The sequence below is a fragment of the Bacillus sp. JJ675 genome (genome assembly GCF_036963165.1).
Lineage (GTDB): Bacteria > Bacillota > Bacilli > Bacillales > Bacillaceae > Bacillus > Bacillus glycinifermentans.
Map to the genome: position 1 here is coordinate 19,618 of NZ_JBALMR010000048.1, position 16,391 is coordinate 36,008.

The following is a 16,391-nucleotide window of genomic DNA, read 5'->3' on the forward strand; positions in this document are numbered from 1 at the left end:
GCATGAAAAGAGGAAAAGTCAGTTCATTAAAAGGAGAGCTCCATATTCCGGGCGACAAATCGATCTCCCACAGATCGGTCATGTTCGGCGCCATTGCGGAAGGAAAAACGGTTATCCAAAACTTTCTGCCGGGGGCAGACTGCTTAAGCACGATCGACTGCTTCAAAAAAATGGGCGTTGAAATCGAACGGAACAACAGCGATGTTACGGTATACGGCAAAGGCTTAGATCGGCTGTCTGAGCCGGGCGAACTCCTCGATGTCGGAAATTCCGGAACGACGATCAGGCTGATGCTCGGCATTTTGGCGGGACGGCCGTTCCACAGCACAGTAGCGGGGGACGACAGCATTGCCAAACGGCCGATGAAGCGCGTAACCGATCCGCTTCGGCAAATGGGGGCGAAAATTGACGGCCGTGCCGGTGGAGAGTATACGCCGCTATCTGTCCGCGGCGGAAACCTTGCCGCGATCGATTTCCAATCGCCTGTTGCCAGCGCGCAAATCAAGTCGGCCGTTCTCCTTGCCGGTCTTCAGGCCGACGGGACAACGACCGTGACAGAGCCCCATAAATCGAGGGACCATACGGAACGGATGCTCTCAATGTTTGGCGTGAAGCTTGAGGAAAGCGATACATCCGTTTCGATTGCCGGGGGACAGACGTTAAAAGGAACGGATGTATTTGTCCCCGGGGATATTTCTTCAGCCGCATTTTTCCTTGCAGCCGGCTCCCTTGTGCCGGACAGCGAAATCGTTCTGAAAAATGTCGGTTTAAATCCGACCAGGACGGGAATCATCGATGTTCTTGAAAAAATGGGCGCAGATCTTGAAATCGAAGCAAAGGACACCGGAAGCGGAGAGCCGTACGGCGACTTGAAAATCAAGGCCGCATCCTTGAAGGCGACCGAAATTTCGGGGGATCTGATTCCGCGCCTCATCGATGAAATTCCGATCATCGCCCTTCTCGCGACACAGGCTGAAGGCACGACGGTGATAAAAGATGCCGCAGAGCTCAAAGTGAAGGAAACGAACCGCATCGATACCGTGGCATCGGAACTAAATAAACTCGGTGCGCGTATCGAGCCGACGGAAGACGGGATGAAGATTTACGGAAAAACGCCTTTGACCGGAGGTGCGCAAGTATCCAGCCACGGCGACCACCGCATCGGGATGATGCTCGGGATTGCCGCGTGCATCTGCGAAAATCCGATCGATATTGCCCGTCCGGAAGCCGTAAGCGTCTCATATCCGACGTTTTTTGAACATATTGAAAAGCTGGCCAAAAAAGCTTGAAGCCTTCTGTGCTTCAGGCTTTTTCGCCTTTCAAAAAAGGCCGCGAACATAAAACGAAGGCTTGCTGCATAGCTTGTCTTAAAGAATATTTCCGGGAACGGGATAAAGAAGAGCAACATATTTGCCGAAGCTGCCCGGGTGAATTATGATAATAACTAACTCAAGCAGTTTTGCCGGAGCAAAACGCCGGTGATGATTTGACGAAAGAAAGGGACGTTTAGATTTGAATACTTCGATCCAAGAAGCCATAAAATTAGTTGAAGCAGGCCAAACGGAAAGCGGATTGAAAAAACTTGCCGAAATCACGCCTGCCCTTCACGACGAAGACAAAGCGACTATTGCCCAGCTGTATTACGAATGGGGAATCGTCGACAAGGCCATTGCCATCGTCAGCGATTTGCACGAACTGTACCCGGAAGAATCTGAGCTGACCTGTTTTTATGCCGAGCTCCTCATCGAAACCGATCAGGAAGAGGAAGCGCTCCGTGTACTGGAGACGATTCCTGAAACAGATCAGGCATACGCGGAAAGCCTGCTTTTGATGGCTGACCTGTATCAGATGCAGGGGCTGTTTGAAGTCAGCGAACAGAAGCTGTTGAAAGCGAAATCCATCCTGCCTGATGAGCCGGTGATCGATTTTGCTTTGGGAGAGCTGTATTTCGCTCAGGGAGCCTACAAAAAAGCGGTTGCGCAATACAAAAAAGCAGCCGGTGAAAAGGCGGTTATCGGAGGAGTCGGCGTTTACCAGAGGCTCGCTGAGTCATTAAGCTCGTCAGGAGAATTTGAAGAAGCGCTGGAATGGTATGAAAAAGCCGTCCGGGAGAATCCGGAACCGAATACATTGTTTGGTTACGGTTTTACCGCTTTAAAAGCGGGGTACCCTAAAACTGCGATCAAACAATTGACAGAGCTTAAAGAGCTGGATCCGGCCTATTCCTCGCTCTACAAGCCTTTGGCCAACAGCTATGAAGAAGAAGGGCTTTATGAAGAGGCGTTTGAAACAGCGAAAGAAGGAATCCGCGTAGATGAGTTCAACAAAGAGCTGTATCTTTCTGCAGCAAAAGCAGCGTTAAAAACGAAAAGGCCGGCTGATGCGAAAGACCTGCTTCAGGAAGCGCTCGCCCTTGACCCTGGATATATCGAAGCCGTTCACACCCTTCTTGCCCTTTATCTTGAAGAAGAAGACTTTGAGAGTATCATTGATCTCGTAGAAGACGTTCGCAAATATGGTGAAGATGACCCAAAATTCACCTGGTTTCTTGCATCGGCGTACGCTGGAATCGAAGAATACGAAAAGGCGGGCCGGGAATTCGAAGCCGCATTTTCGAATTATCGGGAAGATGGAGATTTTCTGTATGAGTACGCGGTATTTTTGCTTGAAGAAGGAAAGCGGAAGGAAGCATTGCCGCTTTTGAAAAAAATCGTTGCACTCGATCCCGCAAATGAGGAAGTCCATGAGATGATTTTCAGAATCGAAGATGAAAATTCCTTTGAATAAGCAGGATATGATCGGTTTGTGTGGAATTAATAAAGTAGTACACAAGATGCGATAGAGGAGGGAATAACATGCAGACCCCTGTTTCTGTCAATGAAAAAAAAGATTTTATCCGCTGGTTTTTAAACCACTATCAGCTCAAACGAAGAGAGTGTGTATGGATTCTGAATTATTTAATGAGCCATGACTCGTTAATGGAGAAAGTACATTTTGTCGAGCAGGCCGAATTTTGCCCGAGAGGCATTATCATGTCCACCCACTGCGTCGAAGAAGTGCCTTTTCGTTTTTATAAAGAAAACGTCATGACGACAGATGCAGAGAAATCGTTTCACGATATCCGGCTGAATAAGCAGCAGGATCTGTTCATCCAGCTGAATTTCCGCTCAGCCTATAATTCGCCGGAATACGCGGCCGTACTGGAGGCCAACCCTCATATTCCGAAAGACCTATACGAAAATGAAAAAGATAAAATAGTCGCCGAGCAGATTTTGGAGCACTCCATTTCGACTTTTCAGAGACAAAAACTGCTGCGGGAAATAGACGAAGCGCTTGACCGCCAAGATAAAGAGAGCTTCGAAAAATTAGCAAAACAACTGAGCCAGCTGCAATAGCCCCGCCGCTAACAAGCCTTGCCAACGCAAGGCTTGTTTAGCGAGGGAAGCGCTGTCATAAAAGGAGGATATCCCGAGTGAAATGGAATGCACATGATGCAGATGTTTATCTGAACGCCAAGGAGTACATCGATACCGCGGTCATTCCGCTGATTTCGGTCGATCTAGGGGAGCAGTTTAAATCAGCCGTCTCAAAAGGGGAATTTACATCGATGCTCGCTGAGGAGCTTGAGAGGCAGCTGAAGGGCCGCATCTATCTGTTTCCGCCTTATACATATTTGCAGGCTGATGAAAAATCGGCACGGGATCTTGGCGATCTGAAAGAAATGGCCGAAAAGCACTTTCGGCACACCATTTTTCTGACGGCTGACGAGCGCTGGAAGCATGCGCTCAGCGATGAGCAAAGGCTGCTCTGGATTCCGGCTGTGCCCCTTGAACATATGAAAGACTCGCTGAAACAAAAGGTTCTTGATGACCAAATTGAGCAAATATTGAACATTTTGTTACAATATTGGAACTCTTGATAAAAACACTTACATTTCCTCAGATTAGTTATTTTGGGAATGTTGACCTTCCTAAAAGATTGATATATTATGAGGGTGTCCTAGTTTCATTGAATATTTTTCTATTTCAGTTATATTGTAGCTGGGGACTTGAGGGGGGATATGAAGATGAGCGAAAACAGACATCGGGTATCCAGACGTCAATTTTTAAACTACACGCTGACCGGGGTCGGCGGTTTTATGGCGGCGGGAATGCTCATGCCTATGGTTCGCTTCGCGCTCGATCCGGTTTTAAGACCGACTGAGGATCAGGACATGGTTCAGGTTGTAAGCGTTGACGAGCTGACAAACGAACCGCAGCGCTTCGACTTCAAGATCAAACAAGTGGATGCCTGGTACGAATCTGAAGAATCGCGGTCGGCGTGGGTTTTCAAACATGGGGGAGAAATCATAGCTTTATCACCGGTTTGTAAGCATTTGGGGTGCACGGTCAACTGGAACAGCGATCCAAAAAATCCGAACAAGTTTTTTTGTCCGTGCCATTACGGACTTTATGAAAAGGATGGTACCAATGTACCCGGAACTCCGCCGCTTGCTCCTTTAGACCGATATGAGCAAGAGGTTAAAAACGGCTATCTTTACTTAGGGAAAGCCAAGCCGAGGAAGGATGGGTGATCATGCTAAACAAAATTTATGACTGGGTGGATGAAAGGCTTGATATCACACCGCTCTGGAGAGATATTGCCGATCACGAAGTTCCTGAACACGTCAATCCGGCGCACCATTTTTCAGCATTCGTCTATTGCTTTGGGGGATTGACGTTTTTTGTAACGGTCATTCAGGTGCTTTCCGGCATGTTTTTAACGATGTATTATGTCCCGGACATAAAAAATGCCTGGGAATCGGTTTACTATTTGCAAAATGAAGTAGCTTTCGGACAAATTGTACGGGGAATGCACCACTGGGGGGCAAGCCTGGTCATCGTCATGATGTTTCTTCATACGCTGAGGGTTTTCTTTCAGGGGGCGTATAAAAAGCCCAGGGAGCTGAACTGGATCGTCGGCGTGCTCATTTTCTTTGTCATGCTCGGCTTAGGTTTTACAGGCTACCTGCTGCCATGGGATATGAAGGCTCTGTTTGCGACAAAAGTAGGTCTGCAGATCGCGGAGGCGACGCCGCTGATCGGGCCGGAAATCAAAACGCTGCTCGCCGGTCATCCGGATATCGTCGGCGCCCAGACGTTGACGCGATTTTTTGCCATACACGTCTTTTTCCTGCCAGCCGCTCTCTTTGCGCTTATGGCTGCACACTTTATCATGATTCGCAAGCAAGGAATTTCCGGGCCGCTGTAAACGAGTGATGAAAAGAAAGAAGGAGGGGATGGCATGAAAAGGGGAAAAGGAATGAAGTTTGTCGGAGATTCGAGAATACCGGCGGAAAGAAAACCGAATATTCCAAAAGATTATTCGGAATTTCCGGGGAAAACGGAAGCGTTCTGGCCGAACTTTTTGCTTAAAGAGTGGCTTGTAGGAGCGGTTTTTCTGATCGGTTTTCTCGTATTGACCGTCGTTCATGAGCCTCCTCTTGAACGGATGGCCGATCCGACGGATACCGGTTACATACCTTTACCGGACTGGTACTTTCTATTTTTGTACCAATTGCTTAAATACGAATATGCCGCCGGGCCGTATACGGTGGTCGGAGCAATCGTCATACCGGCGATTGCGTTCGGGGCGCTTCTGCTGGCACCGTTTATCGACAGGGGGCCTGACAGAAGACCGTTTAAGCGTCCCGTTGCTGTCGGGCTGATGCTTTTGGCGCTGTCAGCCACGGTTTTCTTGACATGGCAGTCCGTCGTCACACACGATTGGGCCGCTGCCGAAGAACAAGGGAAAATCAAAGAAGAGGCTGACATTGACAAGAGCGCTGCGGGCTACAAGGTCTACCAGGAACAAGGCTGTATTTCTTGCCACGGCGATAACATGCAGGGCGGGGCAGCCGGACCGTCTCTCGTTGACAACGGTTTATCTCCTGAAGAGATTGCGAAAATCGCCAAGGAAGGCAAGGGGCAAATGCCGGCCGGCGTGTTTAAGGGTAATGATAAGCAGCTGAAAGAGCTGTCCAAATTCATATCTGAAACGACTGCAAAGTAAATGTTGTCAAGATTCAAAAGGAAAGATATACTCATGATAGAGCTGAAGCTGACGTTAGGTCAGCGTTCGAGGCTGTCGAAAAAATTCGGCAGCCTCTTCAAATTGCAGCGGGTCTATACTCCGAGAGCGTGAACACGCCCATGTGTTCCAGGCGGAGGACCCAAGCGGCAGCCCTTTTTATTTTAAAAGACTGTGAGTTGATAGAAGTGAAATGGATTCTTTACATGCTCGGGCAAAGATCAGTACTCGTCCTGCTATTGGCCGTCAACTTTCTCGGCACTGTCTACGGATATTATTGGTACCTTCCCCAGCTGGTGGACACTCCGGCAAAGTTTCTGATCTTTGTTCCCGACAGCCCGACAGCCACCTTGTTTTTTTTATTTGTCCTTTTGGGCTTTCTTTTAAAAAGGAATGCGTCCCTGTTTGAAGCGCTTGCTCTCGTTACGCTCGTTAAATACGGGCTGTGGGCGGTCGTCATGAATATACTCGTGCTTGTAACGACGGGAAGCCTTCATTGGACGGGGTATATGCTGATTGCATCGCATTTTGCCATGGCTGTGCAAGGCATTTTGTATTCGCCGTATTACCGGTTTAAAGCTTGGCACTTGGCGGCGGCTGCGGTTTGGACGCTCCATAATGATGTGATCGATTACCTGTTTAAGATGATGCCGAATTATTCAATGCTTGATCAATACATGCCGCAAATCGGCTATTTTACGTTTTGGATGAGCATCGCTTCGATCGGATTGGCGTATTATCTTGTCCTGTCTAAGAAAGCTTTCAAGCTGTAGGCTTTGGATAACAATCTTGGTCTAACCTTGTCCCTCTCTTCATACGCTGTAATAGAAGGAGTGGGAGGGACCGTAAATGATACGAAAGGTGATCCTTTGCATGCTGATTGCGCTCGTTTTTCCTGCCTGCGGTTTGAAAGCGGGCGGTGATCCGAAAGCATTGCAGGAATTGAACGAACTGTCCGATACCGTATTCCAATTAACAAGGCAGACGCAATATGAAGAGGCTGTCCAGATTCTCCAATATTTTGAAGACAGGCTGAAGGCTGCGGAGAAAAGCGAAGCGGAAGGTGTGATGACCGCAACAGAGGTCCGCCAGGTTACGCTGGCATATCATGATGTGCTGAAAAGCCTTGAAGACAAAGAGACGGAGCAAACAGACAAGCTTAAAGCAGCGGCTCAGTTCAGGATGCTGATGGATGCGTTGGAGTCCGACCATGACCCGCTTTGGAGTTCGCTGAAAAAGCCGATCATGGATTCGTTTCAAGCGCTGAAAGCCGGTATTCAAAAGGAAGACGGCATGACGTTTCAGGAAAAATGGAATCATTTCTTATCATTGTATGATACGATTTATCCAAGCTTAACGATTGATGTCCCGCCAAAACAACTTAAAAGCGTCTCAAACCATATCGATGTCGTCGAGCACGGCGATTTTCAGCAAATGACGGAAAGCAGCAAGCTCGAAAGGCTGAATGCGCTGGAAAAAGATTTGGAAGACGTATTTAATCAAGTGGAGGAAGATGACGCAGATCCCTCCTTGTTGTGGGTCATCCTGACAACTGGAAGCATCATCCTTTCTACGCTGACATACGTCGGTTTCAGGAAGTATAAAGCCGAAGGGGACAGGCGCAAAAAAAGGGAAAAGGATTGGCCGAAATAGAAGCTCTGCAGCCCGCAGGCTTCTTTTTGTTTGATGGTTCAGCGGGAAATGGGATTTTTGTTTTCGTCAAGCGTAAATCCCTCACCCAATACATCGTGAACATCGCTTACCGCAACAAATGCATGGGGGTCGACGGATGTGATCACATTTTTTAAAAGGACCACTTCATTTTTCGGGACGACGCAATATAACACATCGCGCTCGGCTTTCGTATAGGACCCCTGGCCTTTTAAAACCGTGACTCCGCGTTCCATTTCTTCGATTATTTTTTGCTGGATCTGCTCGTTTTTTTCGGAAATGATGGTCGCTCCTTTTGCAGCGTACCCGCCTTCCTGCATGAAGTCAATCACTTTTGAGGCAACAAATACGGCGACGAGAGTGTACATCGCTTCTTTATAGGAAAGATAAAAAATAAGCGAAAGCGTAATGACGCAGGCGTCAAATACAAACATGACTTTGCCCATGGGTGTATGGAAATATTTGTTGACGAGTCGGACGATGATATCAACGCCGCCTGTCGTACCTCCGTATCTAAAAATGATTCCGAGCCCGGTGCCGATAAAAACGCCGGCAAACAGCGCTGCAAGCGCAAGATCGTGCTTCAGCGGCATATGGATCTGGAAGCGCTGGAAAATCCATAAAAACACGGACAGGCTGACGGTTCCGATGATCGAATACGCAAAAACCGTTCTTCCGAGCAGCCTCCAGCCGATGATAAAGACCGGAATGTTTAATACCAGATTGGAAATGGAAGGATCGATCTTAAACAAGAAATACAGGAGCAGGGTGATTCCGGTAAAACCGCCTTCCGACAAATTGTTTTGCATATTAAAATGAACAAGTCCAAACGAAAAGACAGCGGCGCCCGCCAAGATAAACAAAACATTTTTCATTCTGATCTCTCCGAACATAAAAATCCCCTTTCCTTCCATAAGCTGGCGTTAATATTATAGTGTATCCCATCTAAAACAGCAAACCCGTCTCAAACATTTGTCAAACTTGTTTGAATTCGCTAACATGTAAGAGATGACAGGAGGTTTTGCCAAATGACTCAGGAAAAAACGGTGAAAGATATACAGCGCGAGGTTGATGAATATATCGGCCAATTTAAAGAAGGCTATTTCAGCCCGCTTGCGATGATGGCCAGGCTGACGGAGGAACTCGGCGAACTGGCGCGGGAAATCAATCATCATTACGGGGAAAAGCCGAAGAAAAAAACCGAAGCCGAAAAAAAGATCGAAGAGGAAATCGGCGACGTTTTATTTGTTTTAGTTTGTTTAGCCAATTCACTTCATATATCATTAGATGAAGCGCATGATATGGTCATGGAGAAATTCAACACCCGTGACAAAGACCGCTGGACAAGAAAAGAAGAAGGAAAGTAGAGGAGATTCACATGCCAAAAGAAACGATCAAAATTGCCATAGCCGGCCCCCGCGGAAGAATGGGGACGGAAGCGGTCAAGCTTGTCGAGGATACCGCTCACTTTGAACTCGTCGGGGCGATTGACCGTACATATAACGGGAAGAAGCTGTCTGAAGTTATGCAGTGCCGCTCAAATGCGGTGATTTATACGGACATACACGAATGCTTTTCAGAAACGGCTCCGGACGTGCTGATTGATTTGACAACGCCTGAAATCGGTAAATTACATACGAAAATCGCCTTGGAGCACGGAGTCCGTCCGGTTGTCGGGACGACGGGATTCTCAGAAAGCGATCTCGATGAACTGATGCAGCTCACAGACGAAAAAGGAATCGGCGCAATCATTGCGCCAAACTTTGCGCTGGGAGCCGTCCTGATGATGAAATTTTCGCAGATGGCGGCCAACTATTTTACCGATGTGGAAATCATTGAACAGCATCATGATCAAAAGCTTGACGCCCCGAGCGGCACAGCGTTGAAAACAGCGGAAATGATCTCGGCCGTCCGGGAAGCAAAACAGCAGGGGCACCCTGACGAAAAAGAGATTTTGCCGGGAGCAAGAGGAGCAGAACAAAGCGGAATCCGCCTGCACAGCGTCCGCTTGCCGGGATTGATTGCCCATCAGGAAGTGCTGTTCGGCGGAGACGGACAAACGCTGAAAATCCGTCATGATTCATATAACCGTGCATCTTTCATGTCAGGTGTGAAACTGGCTGTTGAACAAGTGATGAAAATCGATCAGCTTGTCTACGGCCTTGAAAATATCATCGATTAATGACAAAAGGGGGAAATCGCTTTGAAAATCGCTTTAATCGCCCATGACCGTAAAAAACAGGATATGATTCAGCTTGTGACGGCGTATCAAAACATTTTAAAAAAGCACGAACTGTTTGCGACGGGGACGACCGGATTGAAAATCATGGAAGCAACCGGCCTGTCCATCGTCCGCTTCCAATCGGGGCCGCTCGGCGGAGATCAGCAGATTGGCGCGCTGATTGCGAAAAACGAAATCGACCTTGTCATCTTTTTAAGAGATCCGCTGACGGCTCAGCCGCATGAACCTGACGTTTCCGCATTGATCCGCCTGTCTGATGTCTACTCAATCCCGCTTGCGACCAATATGGGGACTGCGGAGATTTTGATCCGCTCGCTTGAAAAAGGCGCCTTTGAATTTAGAAATCTCGTTCACGGCGGGGATCGTAATGCTTGATATACTTGCTTTTGGCGCGCATAGCGATGATGTGGAAATCGGCATGGGAGGAACCATTGCGAAATACGCGGAAAAAGGGTTCCGGATCGGCATTTGCGATTTAACAAGGGCTGAACTGTCATCGAACGGAACGGTCGAAACGAGAAAAAGCGAAGCGGCGCTGGCGGCGGACATTTTAGGCGTCAGCCCGCGCATCTCCCTCTCGCTCCCGGACCGCGGCCTGTTTTTGAACGAGGAGGCGATCCGGGAAGCTGTAACCGTCATTCGGGCGTATAAGCCGAAGCTCGTGTTTGTGCCTTATCAAAAAGATCGGCACCCGGATCACGGACACGCGGCGGAAATCGTCGAAGAGGCGGTTTTTTCCGCCGGAATACATAAATATCAAGATGGAAACAATCAGCCGGCTCATAAAGTGCAAAATATGTATTACTATATGATAAACGGCTTTCATAAACCTGAATTTGTAATCGATATTTCCGATACGATGGAAAAGAAAATAGCGAGTCTCAGAGCATACAGGAGCCAGTTTACCCGGTCTGGGCAATCGGTGGAAACGCCGCTGACGAACGGGTATATCGAGACTGTTGAAGCGCGGGAAAAACTTCTCGGAAAAGAAGCAGGCGTCGCTTATGCGGAAGGATTTTTTTCGAAGCGTACGCTTGTGTTAAACAACGATTTATTTGGGGGCGGATGATGAAAAAACTAAAAATCGGAATCACGTGTTATCCGAGTGTCGGCGGATCGGGAATCATCGCGACCGAACTCGGCAAGCTGCTCGCGGAAAGAGGGCATGAAATTCATTTTATTACGTCAAGTGTCCCGTACAGACTGAATAAAGTATATTCCAACATTTATTTTCACGAGGTGCAAGTCAATCAATATGCCGTGTTTAAGTATCCGCCTTATGATTTGGCATTGGCCAGCAAAATGGCGGAAGTGGCCAAGCGGGAGCAGCTCGATATTTTGCATGCCCACTACGCTGTCCCGCATGCGGTTTCGGCTTTTTTAGCCAAGCAGATGCTGGGCGGAAACATCAAAACGGTCACCACGCTTCATGGCACCGATATTACGGTGCTCGGGTATGACCCGTCATTACAGGACTTGATCAAATTCGCCATTGAATCGTCGGACCGCGTGACGGCTGTATCATCCGCGCTTGCGTCTCAGACGTATGATTTGATCAAACCGGATAAGAAAATAGAAACGATCTACAATTTTGTTGATGAGCGGGTTTACATAAAGCACGATCATCATGCATTAAAAGAGCAGTACGGCATTTCGCCTGATGAAAAAGTGATCATCCATGTATCGAATTTCAGACAAGTCAAACGCGTGCAGGATGTCATTCATGTATTCAGCCGAATCGTCAAGCGGATGAAAGCAAAGCTCCTTCTCGTCGGTGACGGCCCGGAAATGACTGTCATCTGCCAGCTTGTCAGACAGCTTGGCTTAGGGGACGATGTACTCTTCTTAGGCAAGCAGGACAACGTAGAGGAGCTATACGCGATCAGCGATTTGAAACTCCTTTTATCGGAAAAGGAAAGCTTCGGCCTTGTTCTTCTTGAAGCGATGGCCTGCGGCGTTCCTTGCATCGGAACGAACATCGGAGGCATCCCGGAAGTGATAGAAGACGGAGTTTCCGGTTTTTTGGTCAATATAGGCGACGTCGATGCTGCGGCCGAAAAAGCGCTCCGTTTGTTCACGGATGACGCTTTGCATTCGAGCTTTGCGGAAGCGGCGCTGAGAAACATCAGGGACCGGTTTTCTTCCTGCAGTATCATCGGCCAGTATGAGGATATTTACAATCAATTAATAGAACTGGAAGTGTGAGCGATGGAGGATCTCTTTGTAAAGGCTCTCCCCCTCCTTCATGAGCTGAAAAAACACGGCTGGCAGGCTTATTTCGTCGGCGGGGCCGTCAGGGATACACACATGAATCGTCCGGTCGGGGACGTCGATATCGCAACAGATGCGCCGCCGGAGGAAATCGAGAGCATTTTTCCGAAAACGATCGATGTCGGAAAAGAGCATGGAACGATCATCGTTTTGCTGAATGGAGAATCTTATGAAGTGACGACGTTTCGTTCCGAACTCGAATACGAGGATTACAGAAGGCCGAGCGGTGTTCAATTTATCAAATCTCTCAAGGAAGACCTCAAACGCCGCGACTTAACGATCAACGCCATGGCGATGGATGAAAGCGGCAGGCTGATCGATTATTTCGGCGGTCTTTCTGATATAAAAGAAAAGGTCATTCAGACGGTCGGAGACCCTGCGGAGCGCTTTCACGAAGACGCGCTCCGCATGCTGCGGGCCCTCCGGTTTATGAGCCAGCTCGAATTTACGCTTTCGGAAAAGACAAAAGCGGCGATTTGTGAAAACAGTCATCTGCTGGCGCATATTTCAACAGAGCGAAAAACGGCAGAATTTGAAAAGCTGTTGAAAGGAAAAGCGGCTGGCCCGGCGCTTGCCGCGGCGGCCGACACAGGCCTGTACAAAGAGCTGCCCGGATTGGACGGAAAACCGGAAGAGGTCCGGTCTGCCGGCGTTTTTCCTTTTTATAAGCTGGAAAAAAGAGCGGACATCTGGGCGGCTTTCCTCTCCATGATATCGATTGACGATGCCCGATCCCACGCTTTTTTGAAAGCGTGGAAGCTGCCGGGCAAAGTCATCAAGCAGGCAGCGGAAGTCGGGAGCCGCATCAATCAAAAATGGGACAGGCTTTCCATGTATGAGGCCGGTGAAGAGACGCTTCTTTCGGCGGGCATGATTCATATGCTGAAGAAGACGGGGCAAATCGATGAACGGCGTTTGGCCGAAATACGGCAGGCTTATTCTGAACTTCCGATCAAAAGCTTGAAAGACCTCGCCGTTACGGGCGGGGACCTTCTCCAAATGAGAAACAAGCCGCCGGGCAAATGGGTTTCCGAAGACTTAAAACGGATTGAACACGCCGTTTTAATGGGGGAGCTCGCCAATCAAAAAAAAGCCATAGAGGAGTGGCTGAACGAATGCAATCAAACTTAAGAAAAAAACTCATTCAATTGTTTACCGAGGCTGACGGGGAATTCATCTCAGGACAGAAAATCAGCGAAGAGCTCGGATGCTCCAGAACGGCGGTCTGGAAGCATATTGAGGAACTGAGAAAATCGGGTTATGAGCTTGAAGCCGTCAGAAAGCTCGGCTATAAAATGAAAAAAAAGCCGGATAAGATCACTGAAAATGAAATCAGGCTCGGATTAAAAACGGAAAAAATGGGTCAAACGATTTATTTTCAGGATGTCGTGTCATCGACGCAAAAAGTCGCCCATGAACTGGCGAATAACGGTGCGCCGGAAGGGACGATCGTCGTAGCCGATAAGCAGACGGAAGGAAGGGGGAGAATGTCGAGAGCGTGGCACTCTCCTGAAGGAAACGGAATCTGGATGAGCCTCATTTTGCGGCCGGAGATTCCCGTCCAAAAAACGCCGCAATTGACCCTTTTGACCGCCGTGGCGATCGTCCAGGCAATCGAGGAGCAAACAGGGATCGCTGCGGAAATTAAATGGCCGAACGACATTTTAATCAACGGCAAAAAAGCGGTCGGGATTTTAACCGAATTGCAGGCGGAAGCCGACCAGGTCCATTCCGTCATCGTCGGTACGGGCATTAACGTCAATCAGCTTGCTGACGATTTTCCAAGCGAGCTAAAGGAGACGGCCACAAGCCTTCGCTTGGCGAGCGGCGAAAAAATCGACAGGGCGGCTCTTATTCAGACGATCTTGTTAACCTTTGAAAAAAGGTACCGCGAGTACATCACGCACGGGTTCCGGCCGATCAAGCTTTTATGGGAAAGCTATGCGCTGACTCTCTATCGCGAATTGACCGCGCGGACGCTTTCCGGAACGTTCCGGGGCAAAGCGCTCGGAATCGATGACGAAGGCGTGCTGCTCCTGGAAACGGGCGACGGAATCAAAAAAATCTATTCCGCAGATATCGAAATTAGTCCGTCATAGTTGGAACGGACGCGGCGTTTTTGGTATACTTCGATTGGGCAGTATCCGTTGGAACTGCACCTGCAAACGAAGTTTTATAAATAAACAGTCTGCCTTGATCCAAAAAGGACTGGGACAGAGGGATGATTCTTGCCGATGACGGACGATGCAAAATCTTCTTCGCGGAAGATTTTTTTACTGTCCGAAAAAAGGCAGCTCATCTCCTCTGAAAAAGAGGAGGAGAAACACATGAAGACAAAACTTGATTTTTTGAAAATGAAACAGGACGGAGAGCCGATCGTCATGCTGACCGCTTACGACTATCCGGCGGCAAAGCTGGCCGAGCAAGCCGGAGTGGACATGATCCTTGTCGGCGATTCTCTCGGAATGGTCGTCCTCGGCCTTGACTCGACCGTATCGGTTACCGTCGCAGACATGATCCACCACACAAAGGCCGTAAAACGGGGTGCAAAACATACATTTGTCGTTACAGACATGCCGTTTATGTCCTATCACTGCTCACAGGAAGACGCGCTCAAAAACGCGATGAAAATCGTGCAGGAAAGCGGTGCGGATGCGTTGAAGCTCGAAGGCGGAGACGGGGTGTTTGAAACGATTACAGCCTTAACAAGGGGCGGAATACCTGTGGTCAGTCATTTAGGCTTGACCCCGCAGTCTGTAGGTGTCCTTGGAGGCTATAAAGTACAGGGAAAAGACGAAGAAAGCGCGAAAAAACTGATCGAAGACAGCAGGCGCTGCGAAGAAGCAGGGGCGATTGCCCTCGTGCTTGAATGCGTTCCTGCCAAACTCGCGGAACGGATTTCAAAAGAATTAACGATCCCGGTTATCGGCATCGGAGCAGGCGTCTACACAGACGGACAGGTTCTTGTCTACCATGATGTCGTCGGCCACGGAGTCGGCCGGACGCCGAAATTTGTTAAACAATACGCGCAAATCGACCCGCCGATTGAAGCGGCGCTTACCGGATATGTGCAAGACGTGAGAAACCGAGACTTTCCGGAAGATGCTCATTCCTTCCATATTGATCAAGAAGTGCTTGAAGGGTTATACGGAGGAAAATAATCATGATTGAGATCCATACAGCAAAAGAAATTCAAACGATAGCAAACACATATCGAAAAGAAGGAAAAACGATCGGATTCGTGCCGACGATGGGATTTCTTCACGAAGGGCATATGGCGCTTGTGAAAAAAGCGCGGAAAGACAATGATATCGTCGTGATGAGCATTTTTGTCAATCCTCTTCAATTCGGTCCGGGGGAAGACTATGAAGCATATCCCAGAGATATCGAAAGAGACCGGAAGCTGGCGAAGGAGGGGGGAGTGGACGTTTTGTTCACTCCCGCTCCCGAGGAAATGTACAAAGCTGAATCAACGGTTATCGCCAGCGTCAAAAAAAGGACCGATGTCCTTTGCGGCCGTTCAAGACAAGGTCATTTTGACGGCGTCGCAACCGTACTGACGAAGCTGTTCAACCTCGCGTCTCCGACGAGGGTTTATTTTGGAATGAAGGATGCGCAGCAGGTCGCTGTTGTCGACGGCTTGATCGATGATTTCTTCATGGACATTGAGCTTGTTCCCGTTGATACGGTGCGGGAAGAAGACGGGCTTGCGAAAAGCTCGCGGAATGTTTATCTGACACAGAGCGAGCGGAAAGAAGCGGCGGCTTTATACGAGGCGCTTCGGCATGGCGACCGGCTCGTTTCCGAGGGCGAGCGCAATCCGGATGCCGTGAAAAAAGAAATTCGGGGCATATTGGAAAAAACGAGCGGTGTCATCGATTATGCGGAGATTTACTCATATCCGGAATTGAAGAGCCTAAAGACGCTGAGCGGGAAATTCATTATAGCGGTAGCCGTAAAATTCTCAAAAGCCCGCCTAATTGATAATATCATCATCGAAATTCCGGACGATCAAAAGGAGGATGAATGATGTACCGGACGTTAATGAGCGCCAAGCTTCACAGAGCGAGGGTGACGGAAGCCAACTTGAACTACGTCGGCAGCATCACGATAGATGAAGATTTATTGGATGCCGTCG

The 16,391-nt window shown here is 48.7% G+C and carries 20 protein-coding genes; 19 read left to right on the forward strand and 1 reads right to left on the reverse strand.

The window, feature by feature from the left end:
* Positions 1–2 precede the first annotated feature (2 nt).
* From aroA to ypjB, 9 genes are all read left to right on the forward strand, one after another.
* Complete coding sequence (gene aroA, locus V7126_RS13395) at positions 3–1,289, forward strand: 3-phosphoshikimate 1-carboxyvinyltransferase (protein ID WP_175077200.1); 1,287 nt, start codon at positions 3–5, stop codon at positions 1,287–1,289.
* Positions 1,290–1,512: 223 nt separating this feature from the next.
* Positions 1,513–2,787 carry a tetratricopeptide repeat protein gene (locus V7126_RS13400; RefSeq protein WP_046129889.1) on the forward strand — a complete coding sequence of 425 codons (1,275 nt, stop codon included), beginning with the start codon at positions 1,513–1,515 and terminating at the stop codon, positions 2,785–2,787.
* A 68-nt stretch (positions 2,788–2,855) separates the two neighbouring features.
* Entirely contained in the window at positions 2,856–3,395 is a 540-nt protein-coding gene (locus V7126_RS13405) for a ReoY family proteolytic degradation factor (RefSeq protein ID WP_046129890.1), read from the forward strand.
* 77 nt (positions 3,396–3,472) lie between these two features.
* The gene (locus V7126_RS13410) at positions 3,473–3,919 is read left to right on the forward strand and encodes a YpiF family protein (protein ID WP_175077201.1); all 447 of its coding nucleotides are present in this window, start codon (positions 3,473–3,475) and stop codon (positions 3,917–3,919) included.
* Between the two features lie 147 nt (positions 3,920–4,066).
* Positions 4,067–4,573: a ubiquinol-cytochrome c reductase iron-sulfur subunit gene (locus tag V7126_RS13415; RefSeq protein ID WP_046129892.1), complete on the forward strand. Its 507-nt coding sequence runs from the start codon at positions 4,067–4,069 to the stop codon at positions 4,571–4,573.
* A 2-nt stretch (positions 4,574–4,575) separates the two neighbouring features.
* Entirely contained in the window at positions 4,576–5,250 is a 675-nt protein-coding gene (gene qcrB, locus V7126_RS13420) for a menaquinol-cytochrome c reductase cytochrome b subunit (protein WP_046129893.1), read from the forward strand.
* Between the two features lie 33 nt (positions 5,251–5,283).
* A complete protein-coding gene (locus V7126_RS13425; protein ID WP_046129894.1) occupies positions 5,284–6,051 on the forward strand; it encodes a menaquinol-cytochrome c reductase cytochrome b/c subunit in 768 nt (255 codons plus the stop codon).
* Positions 6,052–6,257: 206 nt separating this feature from the next.
* Positions 6,258–6,842: a DUF1405 domain-containing protein gene (locus V7126_RS13430; protein ID WP_175077202.1), complete on the forward strand. Its 585-nt coding sequence runs from the start codon at positions 6,258–6,260 to the stop codon at positions 6,840–6,842.
* 76 nt (positions 6,843–6,918) lie between these two features.
* Positions 6,919–7,722, forward strand: a complete 804-nt coding sequence (gene ypjB / locus V7126_RS13435; RefSeq protein ID WP_175077203.1) for a sporulation protein YpjB — start codon at positions 6,919–6,921, stop codon at positions 7,720–7,722.
* A gap of 38 nt (positions 7,723–7,760) precedes the next feature.
* On the opposite strand, the gene V7126_RS13440 is transcribed toward ypjB, so the two are convergent.
* On the reverse strand, positions 7,761–8,633 hold the full coding sequence (locus V7126_RS13440) for a YitT family protein (protein WP_046129896.1): 873 nt from the start codon (positions 8,631–8,633) through the stop codon (positions 7,761–7,763).
* Positions 8,634–8,768: 135 nt separating this feature from the next.
* Here V7126_RS13440 and V7126_RS13445 point away from each other — a divergent pair, with 135 nt between their 5' ends.
* The 10 genes from V7126_RS13445 to V7126_RS13490 all read left to right on the forward strand — a co-directional run.
* The gene (locus V7126_RS13445; protein ID WP_048352940.1) at positions 8,769–9,107 is read left to right on the forward strand and encodes a nucleotide pyrophosphohydrolase; all 339 of its coding nucleotides are present in this window, start codon (positions 8,769–8,771) and stop codon (positions 9,105–9,107) included.
* Positions 9,108–9,118: 11 nt separating this feature from the next.
* The gene (gene dapB / locus V7126_RS13450; protein WP_175077204.1) at positions 9,119–9,922 is read left to right on the forward strand and encodes a 4-hydroxy-tetrahydrodipicolinate reductase; all 804 of its coding nucleotides are present in this window, start codon (positions 9,119–9,121) and stop codon (positions 9,920–9,922) included.
* A gap of 21 nt (positions 9,923–9,943) precedes the next feature.
* Entirely contained in the window at positions 9,944–10,357 is a 414-nt protein-coding gene (mgsA, locus tag V7126_RS13455) for a methylglyoxal synthase (protein WP_175077205.1), read from the forward strand.
* Positions 10,344–11,051 carry a bacillithiol biosynthesis deacetylase BshB1 gene (bshB1, locus tag V7126_RS13460; RefSeq protein WP_335497646.1) on the forward strand — a complete coding sequence of 236 codons (708 nt, stop codon included), beginning with the start codon at positions 10,344–10,346 and terminating at the stop codon, positions 11,049–11,051. Before mgsA ends, bshB1 begins: the two co-directional genes overlap by 14 nt.
* On the forward strand, positions 11,051–12,187 hold the full coding sequence (bshA, locus tag V7126_RS13465) for an N-acetyl-alpha-D-glucosaminyl L-malate synthase BshA (RefSeq protein ID WP_175077207.1): 1,137 nt from the start codon (positions 11,051–11,053) through the stop codon (positions 12,185–12,187). The genes bshB1 and bshA overlap by 1 nt, the downstream gene beginning before the upstream one ends.
* A gap of 3 nt (positions 12,188–12,190) precedes the next feature.
* Positions 12,191–13,384 carry a CCA tRNA nucleotidyltransferase gene (locus V7126_RS13470; RefSeq protein ID WP_175077208.1) on the forward strand — a complete coding sequence of 398 codons (1,194 nt, stop codon included), beginning with the start codon at positions 12,191–12,193 and terminating at the stop codon, positions 13,382–13,384.
* Positions 13,369–14,352: a biotin--[acetyl-CoA-carboxylase] ligase gene (locus tag V7126_RS13475; protein ID WP_216898560.1), complete on the forward strand. Its 984-nt coding sequence runs from the start codon at positions 13,369–13,371 to the stop codon at positions 14,350–14,352. Before V7126_RS13470 ends, V7126_RS13475 begins: the two co-directional genes overlap by 16 nt.
* A gap of 228 nt (positions 14,353–14,580) precedes the next feature.
* Positions 14,581–15,414: a 3-methyl-2-oxobutanoate hydroxymethyltransferase gene (gene panB / locus V7126_RS13480; RefSeq protein ID WP_175077210.1), complete on the forward strand. Its 834-nt coding sequence runs from the start codon at positions 14,581–14,583 to the stop codon at positions 15,412–15,414.
* A 2-nt stretch (positions 15,415–15,416) separates the two neighbouring features.
* On the forward strand, positions 15,417–16,283 hold the full coding sequence (panC, locus tag V7126_RS13485; RefSeq protein WP_175077211.1) for a pantoate--beta-alanine ligase: 867 nt from the start codon (positions 15,417–15,419) through the stop codon (positions 16,281–16,283).
* Positions 16,283–16,391: aspartate 1-decarboxylase (locus V7126_RS13490; RefSeq protein ID WP_335497647.1), on the forward strand; the 109-nt coding region annotated here is incomplete at its 3' end. The genes panC and V7126_RS13490, both read left to right, overlap by 1 nt.

Excerpts from the sequence above, each read along its gene's own strand:
- aroA (WP_175077200.1), top strand. The coding sequence starts at position 3 with ATGAAAAGAGGAAAAGTCAGTTCATTAAAAGGAGAGCTCCATATTCCG.
- V7126_RS13405 (WP_046129890.1), top strand. The coding sequence starts at position 2,856 with ATGCAGACCCCTGTTTCTGTCAATGAAAAAAAAGATTTTATCCGCTGG.
- V7126_RS13415 (WP_046129892.1), top strand. The coding sequence starts at position 4,067 with ATGAGCGAAAACAGACATCGGGTATCCAGACGTCAATTTTTAAACTAC.
- qcrB (WP_046129893.1), top strand. The coding sequence starts at position 4,576 with ATGCTAAACAAAATTTATGACTGGGTGGATGAAAGGCTTGATATCACA.
- V7126_RS13425 (WP_046129894.1), top strand. The coding sequence starts at position 5,284 with ATGAAAAGGGGAAAAGGAATGAAGTTTGTCGGAGATTCGAGAATACCG.
- ypjB (WP_175077203.1), top strand. The coding sequence starts at position 6,919 with ATGATACGAAAGGTGATCCTTTGCATGCTGATTGCGCTCGTTTTTCCT.
- V7126_RS13440 (WP_046129896.1), bottom strand. The coding sequence starts at position 8,633 with ATGTTCGGAGAGATCAGAATGAAAAATGTTTTGTTTATCTTGGCGGGC.
- V7126_RS13445 (WP_048352940.1), top strand. The coding sequence starts at position 8,769 with ATGACTCAGGAAAAAACGGTGAAAGATATACAGCGCGAGGTTGATGAA.
- dapB (WP_175077204.1), top strand. The coding sequence starts at position 9,119 with ATGCCAAAAGAAACGATCAAAATTGCCATAGCCGGCCCCCGCGGAAGA.
- bshA (WP_175077207.1), top strand. The coding sequence starts at position 11,051 with ATGAAAAAACTAAAAATCGGAATCACGTGTTATCCGAGTGTCGGCGGA.
- V7126_RS13470 (WP_175077208.1), top strand. The coding sequence starts at position 12,191 with ATGGAGGATCTCTTTGTAAAGGCTCTCCCCCTCCTTCATGAGCTGAAA.
- V7126_RS13475 (WP_216898560.1), top strand. The coding sequence starts at position 13,369 with ATGCAATCAAACTTAAGAAAAAAACTCATTCAATTGTTTACCGAGGCT.
- panB (WP_175077210.1), top strand. The coding sequence starts at position 14,581 with ATGAAGACAAAACTTGATTTTTTGAAAATGAAACAGGACGGAGAGCCG.
- panC (WP_175077211.1), top strand. The coding sequence starts at position 15,417 with ATGATTGAGATCCATACAGCAAAAGAAATTCAAACGATAGCAAACACA.